Below are 17,188 nucleotides of genomic sequence, written 5' to 3'. Positions count from 1 at the left end.
TTCTTCCTGTAATGTAAACTAAATCAGATCACTGTATTGCTGTCGGCGTTATCGCTGCCGTCGTTAGTATCTGGCGGCGTGGTGTCATCAGTGCTATCCGGTACACCAAACTGGGTGATCATGGTGAATGGCACTTCGCCAACGCCGTCAACGTTGAGCACCGGCGTGCTGCCATCGAGCGGAATACGCACATCTTCCACCTTGCCCGTCACCTCAATCGGCACTTCCTCTTCCCCGGTATTGGTCACCACGGATACGCTGTAATCGCCCGGCGGGATGCCGTAATCCGCAGGATTGATGTCGAAGTCCACCTGGCCGGGTCCGACGGAGGTTTCACCTTCCGGGATCAGCGACACGGTGTAGTCATCACCCGCTTCATCGGTAAAGTGCAAATCCACATCGGTACAGCTGTCATCCAGCGTGACGCGCCCCTGAATCTCCTTGCTGTTATCTTCGATATCCAGCGAGGTGGTTTGCACCATGATGTCGTCGCCGACCATATTCCCCAGCGCCATCACCTGAATGTTGCTCATCAGCACGGCGTTGGTGTTGGCCTGGACGCTCATCTCTTCCATCATGGCGACCTGCGCCATTGAGGAGAGCTGATCGATATAGGCCGTAGGATCGGTGGGATCGGTTGGATCCTGGTTTTCAATTTCCGCCACAAACAATGTCAGGAACGTTTCCACCCCAGAGCTTTCCGTTGAGGTCGTGGTCGTCGGCGTATTACTGGTACTGCTGGTATCCGTCGTTGACGACGTCGTAGAAGAACTACTGTCTCCCAGATTGGTGCTTTGCGCCGTTGCGCCGACGTTATTTTCAGCAACGGCCGTCGTCTTCTCCTGAGAAGAAGCCAGCGCCTGAGATTGGGCATACAGAGCCAGGGTATTCATTACACTTCTCCCAGTTTGAGTAAGCTTTGCTGCATACTTTTGACGTTATTCAGCACATCAACGTCGGTTTCAAAATCACGTGACGCGGACATCATGTCAGCCATTTGCTCGACTACGTTGACGTCCGGGTACCAGACAAAACCGTTCTGGTCCGCCATTGGGTGATGCGGCTCATAACGTTTCACCGCCCCGCCGCTTTGCATGACGTCCTGTACCTGTACGCTGGCGCCATCAATGGCGTGACGGTTATGCCCACCTATCAGACTATTGTTGTAAACCGCGGCAAAAACCGGGCTGCGCGCCTTATAGGCCTGCGCCTCGCTGCTGGCAGGAGATTCCGCATTCGCCATGTTGCTGGCGACGGTATTCAGACGGATGGTTTGCGCCGTCATCGCCGAGCCGGAAATCTGGTAAATATCAGTAAACGACATGGTTATTTTCCTTCAATGGCCTCTTTGATACCGCTAAGTTGCAGGTTCAAAAAGGTCAGACTGCTTTGATAATCCATACTATTTTGTGAAAACCGGGCCTGCTCGGTATTCAGCTCTACGGTATTGCCATCCTCTGAAGGCTGCATCGGCACCCGGTACTTCACGTCCACCTCGGGTGGAACATTTGTGCGACTTGCCCGTTGCATCTCAGCGGCAAAATCAATATCTTTGGCTTTGAAATTTGGTGTATCGACGTTTGCCAGATTCGCAGTCAGTAGCTCGGTCCTCTCAAGACGTAACTTCACTGCCAGCGGATGTACACCCAATGCCTGCTGAAAACTGATTCCCATTTCTTGCATCACTCCTGCGTAGATATCGCTGTTATTAGCAATATGTATGCCAACTTTTAAGTGATTGATGAGAAATGACTTTATGAAAACACCTCCTCACAGAAGGAAGCCTTCTTTCCGCTTTGCCGTGGAAATGATGCTGGCTATATGCTGTGTCTTACCCGTACATGCCGCCGTCCGCCCCATTCAGCACAGCGCCCGGGAACAGATCAACGCGCGGGTTCTCGATGCCGCAAGTCATGAAATTGACGCGCTGGCGCGCAAACAGCAGTGGCAGGACTATCGCTACACGTTCAATATCTATATCCCCTCAGCCGTGAGCACCAGCGCGCTATGCGCATCGGCGCCACAGATCACCTCCAGTACCTCCCCGGAGATGGCCTTGTCACGCATGAACTTTGTGGTGACCTGCCCGGGCAATGCGGGCTGGAAATATAACGTTGCAGTGCGCCCCGACGTGTCGGTGCCGGTAGTGATGCCAAAGTCGTTGATTGCCCGAGATACGGTGATTAAGGCCGACGACCTGCAGCTTAAAAAATTCAATATCAGCAACCAGCGTGAAGGGTTGATGACAAATATGGATGAAGCGATTGGTCTCACCAGCAAGCGCGCCCTACAACCGGGTAAGCCGATTACCCGTAGCGAGCTGGTTCAGCCCGTATTGGTGAAACGAGACCAGCCGGTGATGATCGTCTCCCATACGGCCGGGATTACCGCCTCGATGCCGGGCGTGGCATTGAAAAATGGTCGTAAAGGGGATGTGATAAAAGTTCGCAACAGCAGCAGCCAGCGGATCATTAGCGGTGTGGTGGATGATACCGGCGTGGTCACCACGCTGGCGGCGGAGTAGTGAGGGGGATTTTTTGTGATGGGATTAAAGTTTTCCTCTATTGCCGTCGCTTTTAGCCAATAACAGATAACCAACCCAACGAAATATGTACGAGGTTGCTATGAAAATTACCCCAACTCTGCCAGGCAATCGTCCTGCATCGACAACCGAACAGGCGCGTGCAGACAAGAGCAGCGTGCAGACGAGCACATCCAGCTCTGCGGCGCTTTCCGCCGATGATATTACTCAGGCGGGATTGCAAACGGCGCAGCAAACGCTGAACAACGATACGCAAAGTGACGTTGATTACGGCAAAGTGGCGCAAATGCAGGCCATGCTGGCCTCAGGCGATTTGCAGGTTGATACCGATCAATTGGCTGGGGATATGCTCAGCTTTTTCCAGAAATAAGAGGCTAAAACAGTGAGTACCAGGCTACAGCAGGTGAAAACTCTGCTTCAGGGCATCCGCGAGGACGGGACGCGGTATGACGCGCTCAGACACCAGTTGGAACAACAACGTCTGTGTATGATCCGTCGCGACAGCGACGAGCTGCTGGCTGTCAATGAACTTATTCAACAGCATTATGAGCAGTTGCAAAACAGCAGCCAACAGCGCCGCTCGATCCTGCAACTGCTGGGCGTAAGCGTCAATCGTGCAGGGATAGAGCAGGTCTTTAGCTGGTTGCCGGGCGTGCAGAAAACTGCCGCAGAGGGCTGGTGGCAAAGCCTTGAGCAAAAAGCGAAACGCTGCAAGATGTACAACGAAAAAAATGGCGATCTGCTGATCCGTCAGTATGAGTTCATTCAGGCTTTTTTAGGCACTGAGCCAGATTTTATTTACCAGCGCTAAAACTTCCTTCCCTGACGCGGAAACCGACTTTCCGCGCCTCACCTAACTAATTGATATAAATATAATTAAAATTCAGGCATGGATATTGCACTGTTATAGCCAGATTTTGAACATTGGGATTACTGAGAACAAATTATGAGTATGATTGATTGTTATGAACCCGACTTTGTCCGGTTGTTTTTATCCCACCACCCGGATTCCGCTTTACTGGTCAACATGCGCTGGAAAACGGAAGTTCGTCAGAGTCTGAACTTAACCGATCCGGCCAGCTGTCAGGCTGCATTAGGCGATCCCAATGCCTTTGTCCTGCATACGTCAAAATGCGCAGCTGACCTGGACAGCCCGGCGTTATCCGCACGCGATCAGGTCTTGAATCAATCAGCTCTGAATACCATCACCCTTCCAGGTTTGTCGCCGGAACTGCGCCTGTATGCGCTGGGCATCATGCTCTCTTTTTCCGAGAAATGCCCCGGCAGTAGCGATGCCACGCTGGAAAAGCTGGCCTCGCTACCACAAGTGCTGGCTGAACATGCAGAAAGTGGAAAACTGCAGGAGCAATTCGCACAACTGCCCAGTCTGCCTCAGTTGCAGCGGGAAATGATCACCCAAATGGGCAACTGTGATTTCAATTGGGAGCTGTTGCCGGAAAGTGCGCGTAAGCTGACCTTGCCCCTGCAGATCAGCCTGCTGATGCTGCAAGATGCTAACAGTGAAGCCTTGCTCCAGCAGCAGTTGCAGGAGCAGTGGTTAATGACATGGGATCGCTATTTCGCGCAGGAGAGCTGGATTTTCAGTAACTACCTGATTTATCGCTTGTATCACGACACTTTCCCGCAACACGACGATGAAAGCCCGCTCCAGCGTTTCTTCTGGCTGGTCGCCGATGTCTTTATGATTCGCACACTCTTTTGCCTGTGGACAATGGACGATTCCACATTAAGCCACGACGAAATTTATGCCCTTTTCGCGCTGTTTGAAGCCTGGCGTAATAGCGAGAATGCCAACTCGCTGCACCAGCATATTCTGAACATACTGCCCGGAGACCCTCTGCTCTCGGCGTTTTCCCTGATTACACGTTAGTGCCTGTTGACCGGGTGAATGCCCGGTCCTTTTTCGAATCACGAATACACATCACTATGCCTGAAACCTCTAAAGCTCGTTCCGCCCTGACCGGCATTGTCAAAACGCTGGATACTGGCCGTGAAAAGCCATTTGTCAGCGTTGTCACTCCCACGTGGAACCGCGCCGCTTTCTTACCCTATTTACTGTACATGTACCGGTATCAGGATTACCCAGCCGACCGCCGGGAGCTGGTGATCCTCGATGATTCCCCGCAAAGCCATCAGTCGATCATCGACAGGTTGACGCAAAACCACCCTGAGAAATTTAATATTCGCTATATCTATCACCCGGAAAAGCTCGACCTGGGCAGAAAACGCAATATGCTCAATGAGCTGGCGTTAGGTGAATATATTTTGTGTATGGATGATGATGATTATTATCCATCAGATAAAATCTCTTACACCATTGAGATGATGCAGCGCCACCGGGCGTTGATTTCGGGTTCCGATCAGATCCCCATCTGGTATAGCCATATCAACCGCTTGTTTAAAAGCCGCAGCTTTGGCCCGCAAAACATTCTCAACGGCACCTTTTGCTACCATCGCAATTATTTGAAAAAGCACCGTTACGATGATGAATGTAACTTAGGCGAAGAAGAAGGATTCACCAATCAATTCACGGTGAATCCACTACAATTGCCGGGCGAGCGCACCATTATTTGTATCTCACATAGCCAAAATACGTTCGATAAAGACTTTGTATTGGGAAGCAGCGAGCCGCAGGAAACCTCGCTGGCACAGGCGGTTACCGACCCGATGCTAAAAAACTGGTATCAAAGTCTGCATAACGCCACGCATCATCAGCCGATCCACTGGGATTACATTGATCAGGTGGTGATCGTGAATCTGGATTCACGTCCGGATCGTTTAGCGCACATCCAGCAAGAGCTGACGTTTCTTAATTTCCCTGCGGAAAAGGTTACCCGGCTGGCCGCATCAATAGCAACCAATGGCCAGATTGGTCGCCGTCAATCCCATATGCAGGCGCTACAGCTGGCGCAGCGTAAGGGCTGGAAAAACTACCTGTTATTTGAAGATGACAGCGTGATCCTCAAACAGGAAAAGCATATTCGTGTACTTAACTCGCTCCTGAGCGCGTTACCTAATTTTCCGTGGGAAGTGGTTATCCTCGGCGGAGAAATTAAACAAGGCAGCGAACTGAAAAGCCTGCAGGGTATGATCCATGCCCGCGACTGCAATAAGGTTTGCGCCTATCTGGTAAACAGCCGCTATTACCCGACGCTGACTCAGCAAATGGAGCATGACCTCTCAGACACCCTCGAAGAGCAATGGCAGCCGCTGCTACGTGAAGGAAAATGGCTCTCGTGTTATCCGAGCATTTGTTATCAACGCGCGGGATATAGCGATATCGAGAAGAAAGAAACCGATAACATCGGCTACTACTTCAATAAAATTAATAAAAAACCCGAGACCGTCAACGCGCTGGTAAGCAACTCGCTACCTTCGACTTCCACTCATCTCGATGCCATTGGCTTCTATATGGAAACGTCGCTGCATTACGCGGTGTACCGCCCCATTATTCGCGCGCTGCAGGCGATGGGCCATACTTGCTCGTTGTTGGTAAGTGACAAAATACACAAGTCGTTTCTGGATGAAATGACGGCAACGATTAAAACCATTAACGACCCCGCGCTGGGCGGAACACGCCTTTCTACGGTCATTGAGCAACGCCAGCGTTTCAAATGCCTGGTCAGCCCTTACTATACGCCGTTGCTAAACGGACTGGCGGATACCCATGTGCGTGCCATGTATGGCCTGGCGAAAGAAGAGTGGAACCATGCCTGGTGGAACGCTTTTTATCATCGCATCCTGTGCTACAGCCACTATAGCCAGCACGCGCTTGATATTGGCGGCAGTGCAAAAGTGGTCGGCAATCCGCGCTTCGATGAGTGGCACAACCACACTTTTGATAACACGCTGCCAAAAAGCCTGAAACTCAATGCGAAAAAACAGACCATTCTGTATGCGCCAACCTATGGTGCGCTAAGCTCCCTCCCCCATTGGGCGGAACAGCTCAGCCGGTTAAGCCATGAATATAATATCGTCACTAAATTGCATCATGGCACCCGGCACAGACCGGAAGAAGCCGCCTCTCTGGCGCTGGCGCAGCGCTATTTAAAAAACAGAATTGACGATCCGCAGCACCTGCTGGCGCTTATTGCGCAGGCGGATTACGTCCTGACAGACAGCAGCGGCTTTATTTTTGATGCTATTCATATGAATAAACGCATCATTTTGCTGAGCTGGCCCAACATGAATTCGTTGCTCGATGGTCAGCAAAGTTTCTCCACTCCTGACAGCGCAGATCAACGTATCCGGGACATTCTCCCTGTTGCTGATGATATGCAAACACTGCGTGCTGCGTTATCCGATACGTTTGACTGGGCTGCGCTGGAAGTGTCATTGACTGAGATTCGCCAGCACTATTGCGATGCGTTTATGGATGGCCGAGCGGGTGAGCGAGCGGCGCAGGTAATTGCTAAAACGATTTGTCCAGAAGATGTTACGGATCAAAATGTCTTATTACACAGCCTACAGAAAAAATTATTCAATTTAACATCTAACTGACATCATAAATTATCTGGAGTAACAGAGTGACGATGGATATAAAAAAAGTTGAAAAAATATCACTATGTAAAATATGCAATTCCGAGGCATCGTTGTATGGCGTTATTGATTTCAACGAGTTACATGGCAGGCATGGACTGAAATCTAAATTATCGGGCCAACCTATCTACTATCATCGATGTGAACACTGTGGATTAATTTACACTAATGCTTTTGATCACTGGAATGAAGATGACTTCTCTACATACATCTACAATGACGAATATATCCATATTGATCCAGACTTCCCTGAATTAAGACCTCAACAGAATGCAAGATTTTTGATTGAAAATTTTTCTGATATTAAATCATATCATATGCTAGATTTCGGTTGTGGAAATAACAAACTAGTCGATTTACTTAAAGAAAAAGGCGTAGATGCAACTGGCTGGGATCCTTTCTATCAAAATGATTCAATGCCGCAGGAGAAATTTGAGTTTATTGTCTCCTTTGAAGTAATGGAACACACACCTGACCCGATTAAAACGGTATCATTAATTGATAATTTATTAAATAGTAATAATGGTAAATTTTTCTTCTCAACATTAAATAATGACTCACGACTGCATCTCAAAATGGATGATTGGTATATACTTCCCAGAGGTGGGCATGTTAGTTACTACTCAACAAAATCTTTGAACATTCTATTCCACAAATTCAACATGGAGGTCCATCATATATGTGACGGCCTTCACCTGGCATTTAAATAAGACAAACAACAATCAAAGTGAACATCTATGTCATCAAATCAGGTTAATGCGAAAAAATTTCTAAGCTCATTAAAACATCTTAGCACTGAGCTAGTAACATTAAGAAATAACGATACGATTGATAAAATTAAAAATTTATTTATTGCATATACCGATACATTAGAAGAAAGCAATGAACTAAATGACCTCATTAGCAAACTTATAGAATTATCAGAAAGAAACATCGATGATAATGATATTGATCATTTTATTTGCCTAATATCCAAATACTGGATAATGATTTTAATGAAGAATATTCATATTGTATTCTTTGGTAACTTGAGTAATGCCTATAAGTTGTCCAACACTATCCACAATTTTTCGGAGGTGCAGCATGTCCCTGCCGATCAAGATATCGATACAAGCAGTATTACCGCTCTAATACCACAGAGTGTTTTCACATTAGTTATCTATGACGATATAGGCAGCAAAATTCTATCGCAACGAAAAAACCTTAACGTTTTTGACTACATCTATTTAGATGATATATTTATAGATACAATTGGAAGAACTACAAAGGATAAAATAAATTATTTAATCAATAGACATAACTTGTTGCGTAAGAAGCATTACATTTTATTGCCAATATATAGTATTATCACCTCAATTCACCATTAATTAATTCTTTATACAATACTAAATAAAGACGGACCTTCTCTCCGTCTTTATTTAACAAAAGAACATCTGATTTGCCCCACCTATTTCAAGACTTTTTCACCCCTGTTATTTCATTAAGTGTCGGATCGCTATTATGAATGGCCAAGGCATTAATTCCACATGGAAAGACTTTATATCCCATACCGATGAGGAAATTGTTTATTTTTTCCTTATCCGATTTTAATGTCTCCACCAATATAATTGGATGATGCTTACATATTTGCTCTATACCACCTTGTAATACATCCATCTCCATACCTTCCACATCAATTTTAATGAAATCGAGCCGAAGTAAATCTAAAGAATCAAGAGATATTACAGAAACTTCATCACAATCATCATCACTGTAAGAAACATATTGTCCAATAAATTCTGTACCTATTTTTTGCTTTAGCTCCAAACTACCAAAGCTTGCGCTACGGTTATAATCTGGGCGAGGAATAAGCATCTTACCTGTTTCAGCACCTAAAGCGGACAGTTTTGCCTGAGCATTAGTGCAATTATTAATGGCAATATTTCCAGCTAGTGCATAGAAAATCCTCTCCTGAGCTTCAAAACTCAACACTGATCCCAACCCTTGCATATAACGAGAGCACTCTAATGTATGGACGCCAATATTAGCACCACCATCAATAACAAACACGCCATTACCATAATATTTTCGACGACATGATAACAGTTGTAAAATTAAGGAAATCTCGTCGACATCGAAGCACGCACTATTGAGAATATGATAGCCCACGCCATAATATTCATTACTATCTTCATTTTTGTTATAATCATTTCTATTTACGATCATTGTGCCATGATGTGAGGCACTGAGGACAAACGACAGTTGGCGTGGGGCAAAAAACATAAAGAATCCTATCTGTTAATAGTCGAATAGTTTTACTATACAATATATAACTCTTACAAAGTAATTATAAATATTTAATCACCCTGTATGAACTGTTCCGGAATAACGCTGCAGAACAAATTTTTTAGAAGATAAAAAAGACATAATTTCTGGGAATAACTTTTCGGCAGAATAACTTTTTATGCAGGAGTAGCGAAATTTATCACCTTGCACATCACCTAATGGACACCAATTATTCAGTCGACGCATTTGAATATTTGTACCAAGTACATCTCGACAGAATTTTGAATCTATAGCCAGTTGCATACAGTGACCATATTTACATTTCAGATTCACGCATAAAGCATTCCATCCCAACCTTCCATGCCGATAGGGAATACGCTTATACCCGGGCACAATCGAGTAAAGTGAAACAATAGCTATATCAGATGCGCCAGCTAATGCAACAGGCCCAGAATCGGTGGCGACCAGTAGCTGACTTTTTCTCATCAAATGTATGGTTTCAAGAATTGAGAATTGGTCCACCGCATTAATGACTGCCGGATGAGTGAACTCATGCACCTGTGTTTCAGCATATTTATTATTGGTACTTCCTATTGCGACAACTTTCCAACCTAAATGGATAAATTTCTCTGCCAGAATATTCCAGTTCTCACCAGACCAAGTACGATTTGGATCACCTATGTTGGCATGCAATAATACAATATTTTCATCATTAAAATTATTTATGGTACAGAATTCATCAACCCGAGTAAGATCATGTCTACTCAGGTCAATATCCATGCTCATTTCTTTTGGATTAATTTTCGCGCCAACACTACGTAAACAGGCATCGATCTGATGGCAATCTGCCAAAATATGTAAAATCTCGCAAAAATGTGCACTACGTTGTGTTTCCTCATAGAAGTAATCAATTAAAGCATGATCTGAAAGATCTTCAATGGCAATAACCTTATCTATCCACGGATTACATCGTGCTAATTCTGTGTAAGCTCGGTGCGTCACGAACGTTATTTTCTTCTTTGTAACAGCATAAAGGGCCTTAACTGCTGATAATGCAAACATGCAGTCGCCCAATGAGGATTTCATTTTGATAAGAATCATTTCATCGAGCTGTTGTTCATCATTTCCATTTAACAGATTTTTTGTTTCACTGCTATAGAGAATGTCACCCTGATAACCAACAGAAAAAATTAGTTTTCCAAATTGTTTAGTGCTATGAAAAGACAAATCCTCGTACAAAAAAAAATAAGAAATTCGATTTGTAGGAAATGCCAGCAAGTATAAATCAGGATGCCCTGAAATTTTTTCAGGAACGACACCAAGCGCATGAAGAAAAAACATAGAGCACTGTTCTTCATAGCTTATATTCAGATATTCACGACCAGACAAGTATTCTCGGTAGTCATCAGAGGCGTTAACACAATTAATAACCAATCGAGAATACTGATTCAAGACATCCTGCGTTGATATGTACTCATCAAAATGAAAACCAAAATCTCTTTTACTCGATTTAAACTGTGCTGACTTTCGGTAAGTCGCGTCAGCATAAGTTAACATTAATATATTATCTGCAACATATTTTTTTAGGCGTAGAAAAATATCCCCGGTGATACCAAGTATCTTCATGTACAGTAACTGTACTTTTCTATCTGTTTTCTTAATGCATTCATAATCAATCGGTAACGTATTCTTAAGTAACTTATCGGTAAAGCTTTTATTATTATTCTCAGCCAATAAACATGGGCGAACCATATGATACTCAGTATCAAACAGATAGTGCCAAAAATAAAACATAAATGCCGTATCAAAACGGAATAAATATTTCAAGTCAAGATTCTCAATCATCAACTGAAACTCATTGAGCAAACGAGTTATTGAGGATTTTAGAGTTTCCCTCTTTAAATTTAAAAATTCCTGACGACAAAGAAGATCTTCTACAACACCATCCCATACGTGTAGCTTTATATTAGTAATCGTTTTAATTTTATTGATATTACGTATAAGATTAAAAGACAAAATAGATATAAATGAAGCTGTTACTGGAAAATGCATTTCAATATGCGAAAATTTTTTTTCAACTATAGTATTGCACAACTTCATGATTAAATGATCATAGTAATCATGATGGTGCTTATATGGTATAATTAGTGCACGAGTCACTGATAGTACATCTCCGTTTAATCGACTAGCAAACGGAGAAATAAATATCGATTGACTATTTTCTTTTTCAAAAGAATCTATGTGGTTTAATAACTGTTGTTCAAGAGTGAAAAATGTTTCTGATATATATATTTTTAACATCTTCATAATTCATCCTTACTGCAAAAATAATCCCATCAAAACATTATTAATGAGTTGAATCAGCTTGAATAATTTCTATTATCGAAGTCGTCGATATCGATGGTGTTCTTGGGAAATAGATCACTTCGCACAGGTACGACAAACTATCAAAGCGTCCAGCCCAGTCATCCCCCATCACCAGCGTATCGGCGTTAAACTGGCGAATATAGTCGGCTTTTTTCTCCAGCGACTCTTCAAGAAACACGCAGTCCACACATTTCAGCCCGACAACAATCCCCATGCGATCGCTTTGGCTATAAACCGGCATCCGGCCTTTTTTCTGCATATTTAGCGCATCCGAAGAGACGCCGACAATCAGTCGCTCACCCAACTGCCTGGCGCGTTCAAGAATACGCAAATGTCCAATATGAAAAACATCAAATGTGCCGAAAGTAATGATCGTTTTCATACCAGTCCCAGCGTCTTCTGTCTTAGCCAGCATTGCGCGGCGATTTCATCTACGGCTTTTTGCTCTTTTACCTGCGCCTCATTGCTCAGCGCGTAACGCTTATCTGCCAACGTCATGGCAACAATTTTCTCTTCGCAGGCCGCGGCAACCAGATTTTTTTGAATACGCTGCTCTTTGATTTTAGCCAGCGTTTTTTCCTGTTCTTGCCAGGCAATCACCGTGCGCAGCGTACCTTTGTAACCCGTGACGTTTTTAAGTGATTCAACGGAAGGGGTGTCAACACCGGTGCCGGTTTTTTGAATAAGGTAGCCCAGCGCTTTGATGTTATTGTCAAAACCGGTGCAGACCTGCTGCTGTTTAGCCAGCTGGACCGTCATGTCTTTTACTGATTTATCCCGCAGGCGCTGCAACTGCGCCAGGGTATCAATAATCTGCCGCATGATTATTTACCTTCCGTTTTCTTTGGCTGGGGGAAAAGGGCCTGTAAGCGACTTTGCACCAGCTCAAGCGAGGCGGGTTCACTCACCTCCTGACGCAGAAAACGCTCGATAGCGGGGAACACTTTGACGGCTTTATCAACGCTGGGGTCGGCTCCGGCAACATAGCCTCCCAACGGGATCAGCGGCTTAATTTCCATATAGGCGGCGTAGTTTTGTTTCAGCAGACGGGCCGACTGTTGGTGTTCGTTGGGCGTAACCTGCGTCATGCATCGACTGATCGACTGCCCAATATCGATGGCTGGATAATGCCCGGCTTCCGCCAGCTTACGGGTCAGAACGATATGCCCATCCAGCACCGCGCGCGCGCAGTCAACGATCGGATCCTGCTGATCGTCCCCCTCCGCCAGCACCGTGTAAATGGCAGTCATTGACCCTTCGCTTTCGCTGTTGCCCGCGCTTTCCACAAGTTTTGGGATCATGCCGAACGCTGATGGCGGATAGCCTTTCGTCGCCGGAGGTTCCCCTAATGACAACGCAATCTCACGCTGCGCCATGGCATAACGGGTTAACGAATCCACCAGCAGTAAAACGTGATGCCCACGATCGCGAAACCAGGCCGCGATAGAGTGGCACAGCTCGGTGGCTTTCAAACGCATCAACGGTGACTCATCCGCCGGAGCCGCGACGACGATAGATTTTGCCAACCCTTCCGCGCCCAGTGAATGATCGATAAACTCTTTCACCTCGCGGCCACGCTCGCCAATTAACCCCACCACCACGATGTCGGCCTTGGTCTGGCGGGTGATCATCCCCAACAGCACGCTTTTTCCCACGCCGCTGCCGGCCATTAATCCCACGCGCTGGCCTTTACCGATAGTGAGCAGACCGTTGATTGCTTTTACGCCAACATCCAGCGGTTGGTTTACCGACCTACGCGTAAGGGGGTTGATGGACGGCGCCTGCGGCGGTAGCACGTCATTGCCGGTCAGACGACCTTTGGCATCCAGCGGTTCGCCCAGACCATTGACCACCCGCCCCAGCCAGCTTTCGCTAATCAGGATCTCCTGGGCTTTTTCTTCGGGGAATACGCGCGCGCCCGCCATCAGTCCGACAGGGTGTTTGAAGGGCATCAGGTAGGTGATATCACGATTAAATCCCACCGCCTGCGCGTCAATCAGCGTATGGTTGGCGCTTTCAACGCGGCACAATTGGCCCGTTACCAACGGGCAGCCCACGCTCTCCAGCAAAATGCCGTTCACGCGCACCAGTCGCCCGGCTACCCGGGCTAAAGGAATCGACTCAATAGAACGCAGCGCGTTGTCGAAGCTGGAAAGGTCACTCACCCGTCGGCTCCGGCAGCAGCGACTCTTTGAGCGCCGACATACATTGCTCGAGTCGGTGCTCGCAGCCAATATCCAGCTCGGATTTATCGGTAATCACCCGGCACTCGCCCGCCTGCAGATCGGGAGATGGCGTCAGTCCCCATGCGGTGACCTTCTCAGGCGCGACATCTTTGATACGGTTAAATTCTTCGTTACTCAGCAGCACCTGTAGCGACTCAGGCATCGCTGGAAAGGCCGAAATAGCCTCTTCGACCAGCGATAATAGCTGCGTCGGTTGCAGCGCCAGCTCGCAACGGATCACCTGGCGGGTAACCTTTTCAACCAGCTGCAACAGGTCTTCCCGCTGCTTACGCTGGATGTGCGCCAGATAGTCATTCACTTTGCCGGAGATAGCTTCCAGCGGCTGGGCGGCTCGTTCAAACTGCTTGCGCCCTTCTTGCTGTCCGGCCAGGCTGCCTTCAGTGTATCCCTGACGACGACCTTCATCGTGCCCCTTCTGATGACCCTCCTGAAAACCCTGCTCCTGGCCTTCGGTCATCCCCTGCTCAAAACCTTTTTGCAGCCCTTCCTGGAAGCCATCCATCAGTTGGCGCTGATAATCCGCTGGGGTAATACCCGGCGTGAGCTGTTCAGCCTGGAGATGGCGCTGGCGAGGAGGAAAACGATGCAGCCGGTAACGACCACGAATGGTTTCAATCGCCATGTGTTACTCCGCCGTCTGTTCAGCAAACAGCTGTAGCTGAATTTCACCCGCTTCCTCAAGCTCGCGGGCAATTCCCATGATTTCACGGCGTATTTGTTCAATACGGCTCACCGGAACCGGTCCAAGACGTGAGGTTATCGCCTCCAGCTGTTGTACCTGACGTTTAGGCATCACGGCATAAATCGAACGGCGTAACAGCGCTTCGGTACCTTTCAGCGCCACCGCCCAATCTTCCATCGGCACTTCATCCAGCAGTCGACGACGCACTTCGTCGGTTTGGCGGCTCAGAATAAAGAAGTCGTACATTTCATCCTGCAACTGTTCAAGCACATCTTCATCGCGCTCGCGCAGCTGATCGAGGATCACCTGTTGGTTCCCCTGGAAGCGGTTAACGATATCCGCGGCCTGCTTGATCCCTTTCACTTTCGAACCATGTTCGGAGAGCACCGACAGCCCACGCTCGATCAAACGATCCAGCTCATCCACCACGTCGCGGTTTACATCGTTCAGTTTGGCAACCCGATAGAGGATCTCGTTTTGCACTGACTCATTCATGTAAGACAGTACCGTAGCCGAGATCTCTGGCGTCAGGAAGGCAAGGAATACGGCCTGTAACTGCAAATGCTCTTCTGAGATCAGTATCGCCAACTGGCGCGGTTCCACCCACTGTAAACGCGCCATCCGCGAACGGATTTCGTCGCCATAAATACCGTTGATCACGCTGCTGGCGATTTCTGTGCCCAGCGCTTTATTGAGGATCCCTTGCAGCATGGAACGCGATGCGCCGTTGATACCGCTCTGCTCGCGGAATTCTTCAAAAAAGTTGTTGATCACTTTTTTGGCCATGCTGGTTTTTACTCCAGACAGACGCGCCATGTTTTCACTCAGACGAACCACTTCTTCACGGCTGAGTTTTTGCATCACCGTGGCAGCCGCCTCCTCGCCCAGACACAGCAATAAAATTGCAGCCTGTTCCAGGTAGCTGTTGTTGCTGCCGTTATTTATTGTCAATTCGCTCATTGCTGGTAATCCATTGTCTGAGAACTTCAGCTACGCGATCGGTGTCGCTCATCGCCAGTTTTTGCAGGAACTCCAGCTTCACTTCCAGACCTGAGCTCTGCGAAGGCAGGCTGTCGTCACCAGGGAAAGAAGGCAGTTCAATGTTTTTGCGTTCATCTTCAGCGGCCGCAAAATGAGGTTTGTCCGCAGGAATCGCGATCGGTGCGGCGTCCAGCGCCAGTTCTGGTGTCGACGTCCGGCGACGTTCGGCGGTCAACCGTTTCATGACCGGACGAACAACAAACAGCAGCAACAGCAGAGCCAGCAGGCCGCAACCAATCAGACGCACCCAGGCCAGAATGTTGTCATCCTTCCATAAGGGGACCACCGGCTCGACGGGGATCGACTGCGGCACAAAATTAAGCAGCGATAAGGACAGATTGTCGCCACGCTTAGCATCAATCCCGGCGGCGTTATTCAACAGCGCCGTCAATTGCGTGGTTTGTTCCGGTTTCCAGTTCTTCAACGCAGGCGCGCTCTGGTTAAGTACCACGGCCACATTTAAACGTTTAATGTCGAAACCAGGATGCTGAATATGTTCAACGCTACGGTCCCAGGAGTAGTCGCGTTTGTTCTCGCTATGCTTTGACAACGCAGCAGGCTGGCGAGGCTCTTCTGGCGCGGTTCCATTGGCACCATTCGTCACCTGATTTGCCGCCAATGGAGGACGGTTACTCAGCGAGCCGGGGATCCCCATGGCGATTTGGTTGGTATCGCTATCGAGTACCGTTTCTTCACGATTAACCTTTGGCGTATCGCCGTAATGCTCCTGGGTTTCGTCGATATTGCTCAGATCGAGATCCGGCATCACGCTCACCCGGTAGTTACCGCTTCCTACCAGCGAGTCGAGAACATTTGCGAGACTGGCGCGGGTCTTATCCTGGATATCTTTGAGGATTTGGTCGCGCTTACGCGTCGCCGCAGAAACCGCTTCACCCGCGCCAATACCATCGGACAGCAAATTCCCCGCCTGGTCGACAACGCTGACCTGCGAAGCTTTCAAATCAGGCACACTGCCGGATACCAGGTGTACGATGGCATTCACCTGATCGAGATCCAGCTTGCTGCCATAATGCAGACGCACCACCACCGAGGCGCTGTTTTGCGGCTCGTCGCTGACGACAAAAGAACTCTCTTCATTGAGCGCCAGATGCACGCGGGCGCTCTCAACGGCATCCAGCGTCATAATGCTTTGCGCCAGTTCGCCTTCCAGGCTCCGCTTATAGCGAATGTTCTGCACAAACTGGCTGGCACCCAGCACTTCATCTTTGTCCATCAGCTCATAGCCGCTGGGCAGCATGGCCTGAACGCCTTTCGCCGCCAGCGTCATTCGCGTTTTGGACAAAGCCTCTTCCGGAACCAGAATTTGTCCGCTTTGCGGATCGATGCAGTATTCCAGTTTTTCACCATCCAGCACGGTGACTATCTGCGAAACCGGGATATTCTCCTGGCTACCGTACAGCGAAACATAGCCGTGGTTGCCATTCCACAGCACGCTGACAATAATGGCGGTAGCCGCAATAGCCG

18 protein-coding genes are annotated in these 17,188 nt (G+C 47.6%); 7 read left to right on the top strand and 11 right to left on the bottom strand.

What is annotated here, in order from left to right; translation table 11 throughout:
* Positions 1-23: 23 nt before the first annotated feature.
* Genes FDW92_RS16860 through flgB form a run of 3 tightly spaced genes read right to left on the bottom strand, consistent with a single transcriptional unit; the run spans position 24 to position 1,674 of the window.
* Positions 24-893, bottom strand: coding sequence for a flagellar hook capping FlgD N-terminal domain-containing protein (locus FDW92_RS16860; RefSeq protein ID WP_042310422.1), 870 nt, complete (start codon positions 891-893; stop codon positions 24-26).
* Entirely contained in the window at positions 893-1,324 is a 432-nt protein-coding gene (gene flgC, locus FDW92_RS16855) for a flagellar basal body rod protein FlgC (RefSeq protein ID WP_006685942.1), read from the bottom strand. Before flgC ends, FDW92_RS16860 begins: the two co-directional genes overlap by 1 nt.
* A 2-nt stretch (positions 1,325-1,326) precedes the next feature.
* The gene (gene flgB / locus FDW92_RS16850) at positions 1,327-1,674 is read right to left on the bottom strand and encodes a flagellar biosynthesis protein FlgB (RefSeq protein WP_042310529.1); all 348 of its coding nucleotides are present in this window, start codon (positions 1,672-1,674) and stop codon (positions 1,327-1,329) included.
* Positions 1,675-1,807: 133 nt separating this feature from the next.
* Here flgB and flgA point away from each other — a divergent pair, with 133 nt between their 5' ends.
* The 7 genes from flgA to FDW92_RS16815 all read left to right on the top strand — a co-directional run bounded on the left by flgA (position 1,808) and on the right by FDW92_RS16815 (position 8,469).
* Positions 1,808-2,524 (top strand): flagellar basal body P-ring formation chaperone FlgA, encoded by a 717-nt coding sequence (gene flgA / locus FDW92_RS16845; protein ID WP_042310423.1) that lies wholly within the window; start codon positions 1,808-1,810, stop codon positions 2,522-2,524.
* Between the two features lie 100 nt (positions 2,525-2,624).
* Positions 2,625-2,912, top strand: a complete 288-nt coding sequence (flgM, locus tag FDW92_RS16840; RefSeq protein ID WP_042310424.1) for a flagellar biosynthesis anti-sigma factor FlgM — start codon at positions 2,625-2,627, stop codon at positions 2,910-2,912.
* A 12-nt stretch (positions 2,913-2,924) separates the two neighbouring features.
* Positions 2,925-3,353: a flagellar protein FlgN gene (locus FDW92_RS16835; RefSeq protein ID WP_042310426.1), complete on the top strand. Its 429-nt coding sequence runs from the start codon at positions 2,925-2,927 to the stop codon at positions 3,351-3,353.
* 135 nt (positions 3,354-3,488) lie between these two features.
* Complete coding sequence (locus tag FDW92_RS16830) at positions 3,489-4,433, top strand: hypothetical protein (RefSeq protein ID WP_042310428.1); 945 nt, start codon at positions 3,489-3,491, stop codon at positions 4,431-4,433.
* Positions 4,434-4,489: 56 nt separating this feature from the next.
* Positions 4,490-7,063 carry a glycosyltransferase gene (locus FDW92_RS16825; RefSeq protein ID WP_042310430.1) on the top strand — a complete coding sequence of 858 codons (2,574 nt, stop codon included), beginning with the start codon at positions 4,490-4,492 and terminating at the stop codon, positions 7,061-7,063.
* 32 nt (positions 7,064-7,095) lie between these two features.
* Positions 7,096-7,812 (top strand): class I SAM-dependent methyltransferase, encoded by a 717-nt coding sequence (locus FDW92_RS16820; protein WP_042310531.1) that lies wholly within the window; start codon positions 7,096-7,098, stop codon positions 7,810-7,812.
* 27 nt (positions 7,813-7,839) lie between these two features.
* Entirely contained in the window at positions 7,840-8,469 is a 630-nt protein-coding gene (locus tag FDW92_RS16815) for a hypothetical protein (protein ID WP_042310432.1), read from the top strand.
* 85 nt (positions 8,470-8,554) lie between these two features.
* Here the strand turns inward: FDW92_RS16815 and FDW92_RS16810 are convergent, their stop codons facing one another.
* The 8 genes from FDW92_RS16810 to fliF form a co-directional block, all read right to left on the bottom strand.
* On the bottom strand, positions 8,555-9,364 hold the full coding sequence (locus FDW92_RS16810; RefSeq protein WP_137400664.1) for an FkbM family methyltransferase: 810 nt from the start codon (positions 9,362-9,364) through the stop codon (positions 8,555-8,557).
* 78 nt (positions 9,365-9,442) lie between these two features.
* Entirely contained in the window at positions 9,443-11,674 is a 2,232-nt protein-coding gene (locus tag FDW92_RS16805) for a glycosyltransferase family 9 protein (RefSeq protein ID WP_042310435.1), read from the bottom strand.
* A 40-nt stretch (positions 11,675-11,714) separates the two neighbouring features.
* Positions 11,715-12,116, bottom strand: coding sequence for an adenylyltransferase/cytidyltransferase family protein (locus FDW92_RS16800; RefSeq protein WP_042310437.1), 402 nt, complete (start codon positions 12,114-12,116; stop codon positions 11,715-11,717).
* Positions 12,113-12,556 (bottom strand): flagellar export protein FliJ, encoded by a 444-nt coding sequence (gene fliJ, locus FDW92_RS16795; RefSeq protein WP_042310438.1) that lies wholly within the window; start codon positions 12,554-12,556, stop codon positions 12,113-12,115. Before fliJ ends, FDW92_RS16800 begins: the two co-directional genes overlap by 4 nt.
* A gap of 2 nt (positions 12,557-12,558) precedes the next feature.
* Positions 12,559-13,899, bottom strand: coding sequence for a flagellar protein export ATPase FliI (gene fliI, locus FDW92_RS16790; protein WP_042310439.1), 1,341 nt, complete (start codon positions 13,897-13,899; stop codon positions 12,559-12,561).
* Entirely contained in the window at positions 13,892-14,602 is a 711-nt protein-coding gene (fliH, locus tag FDW92_RS16785; protein ID WP_042310441.1) for a flagellar assembly protein FliH, read from the bottom strand. The genes fliI and fliH overlap by 8 nt, the downstream gene beginning before the upstream one ends.
* Positions 14,603-14,605: 3 nt before the next feature.
* Entirely contained in the window at positions 14,606-15,622 is a 1,017-nt protein-coding gene (locus FDW92_RS16780; protein WP_042310443.1) for a flagellar motor switch protein FliG, read from the bottom strand.
* The coding region (gene fliF / locus FDW92_RS16775) for a flagellar basal-body MS-ring/collar protein FliF (RefSeq protein WP_249357191.1) at positions 15,600-17,188 on the bottom strand (1,589 nt) is incomplete at its 5' end. The genes fliF and FDW92_RS16780, both read right to left, overlap by 23 nt.

Origin of the sequence: Citrobacter sp. wls706 (genome assembly GCF_005281305.1) — a bacterium.
Taxonomy (GTDB): domain Bacteria; phylum Pseudomonadota; class Gammaproteobacteria; order Enterobacterales; family Enterobacteriaceae; genus Citrobacter; species Citrobacter werkmanii.
This window is presented reverse-complemented; position numbering and strand designations above follow the sequence as displayed.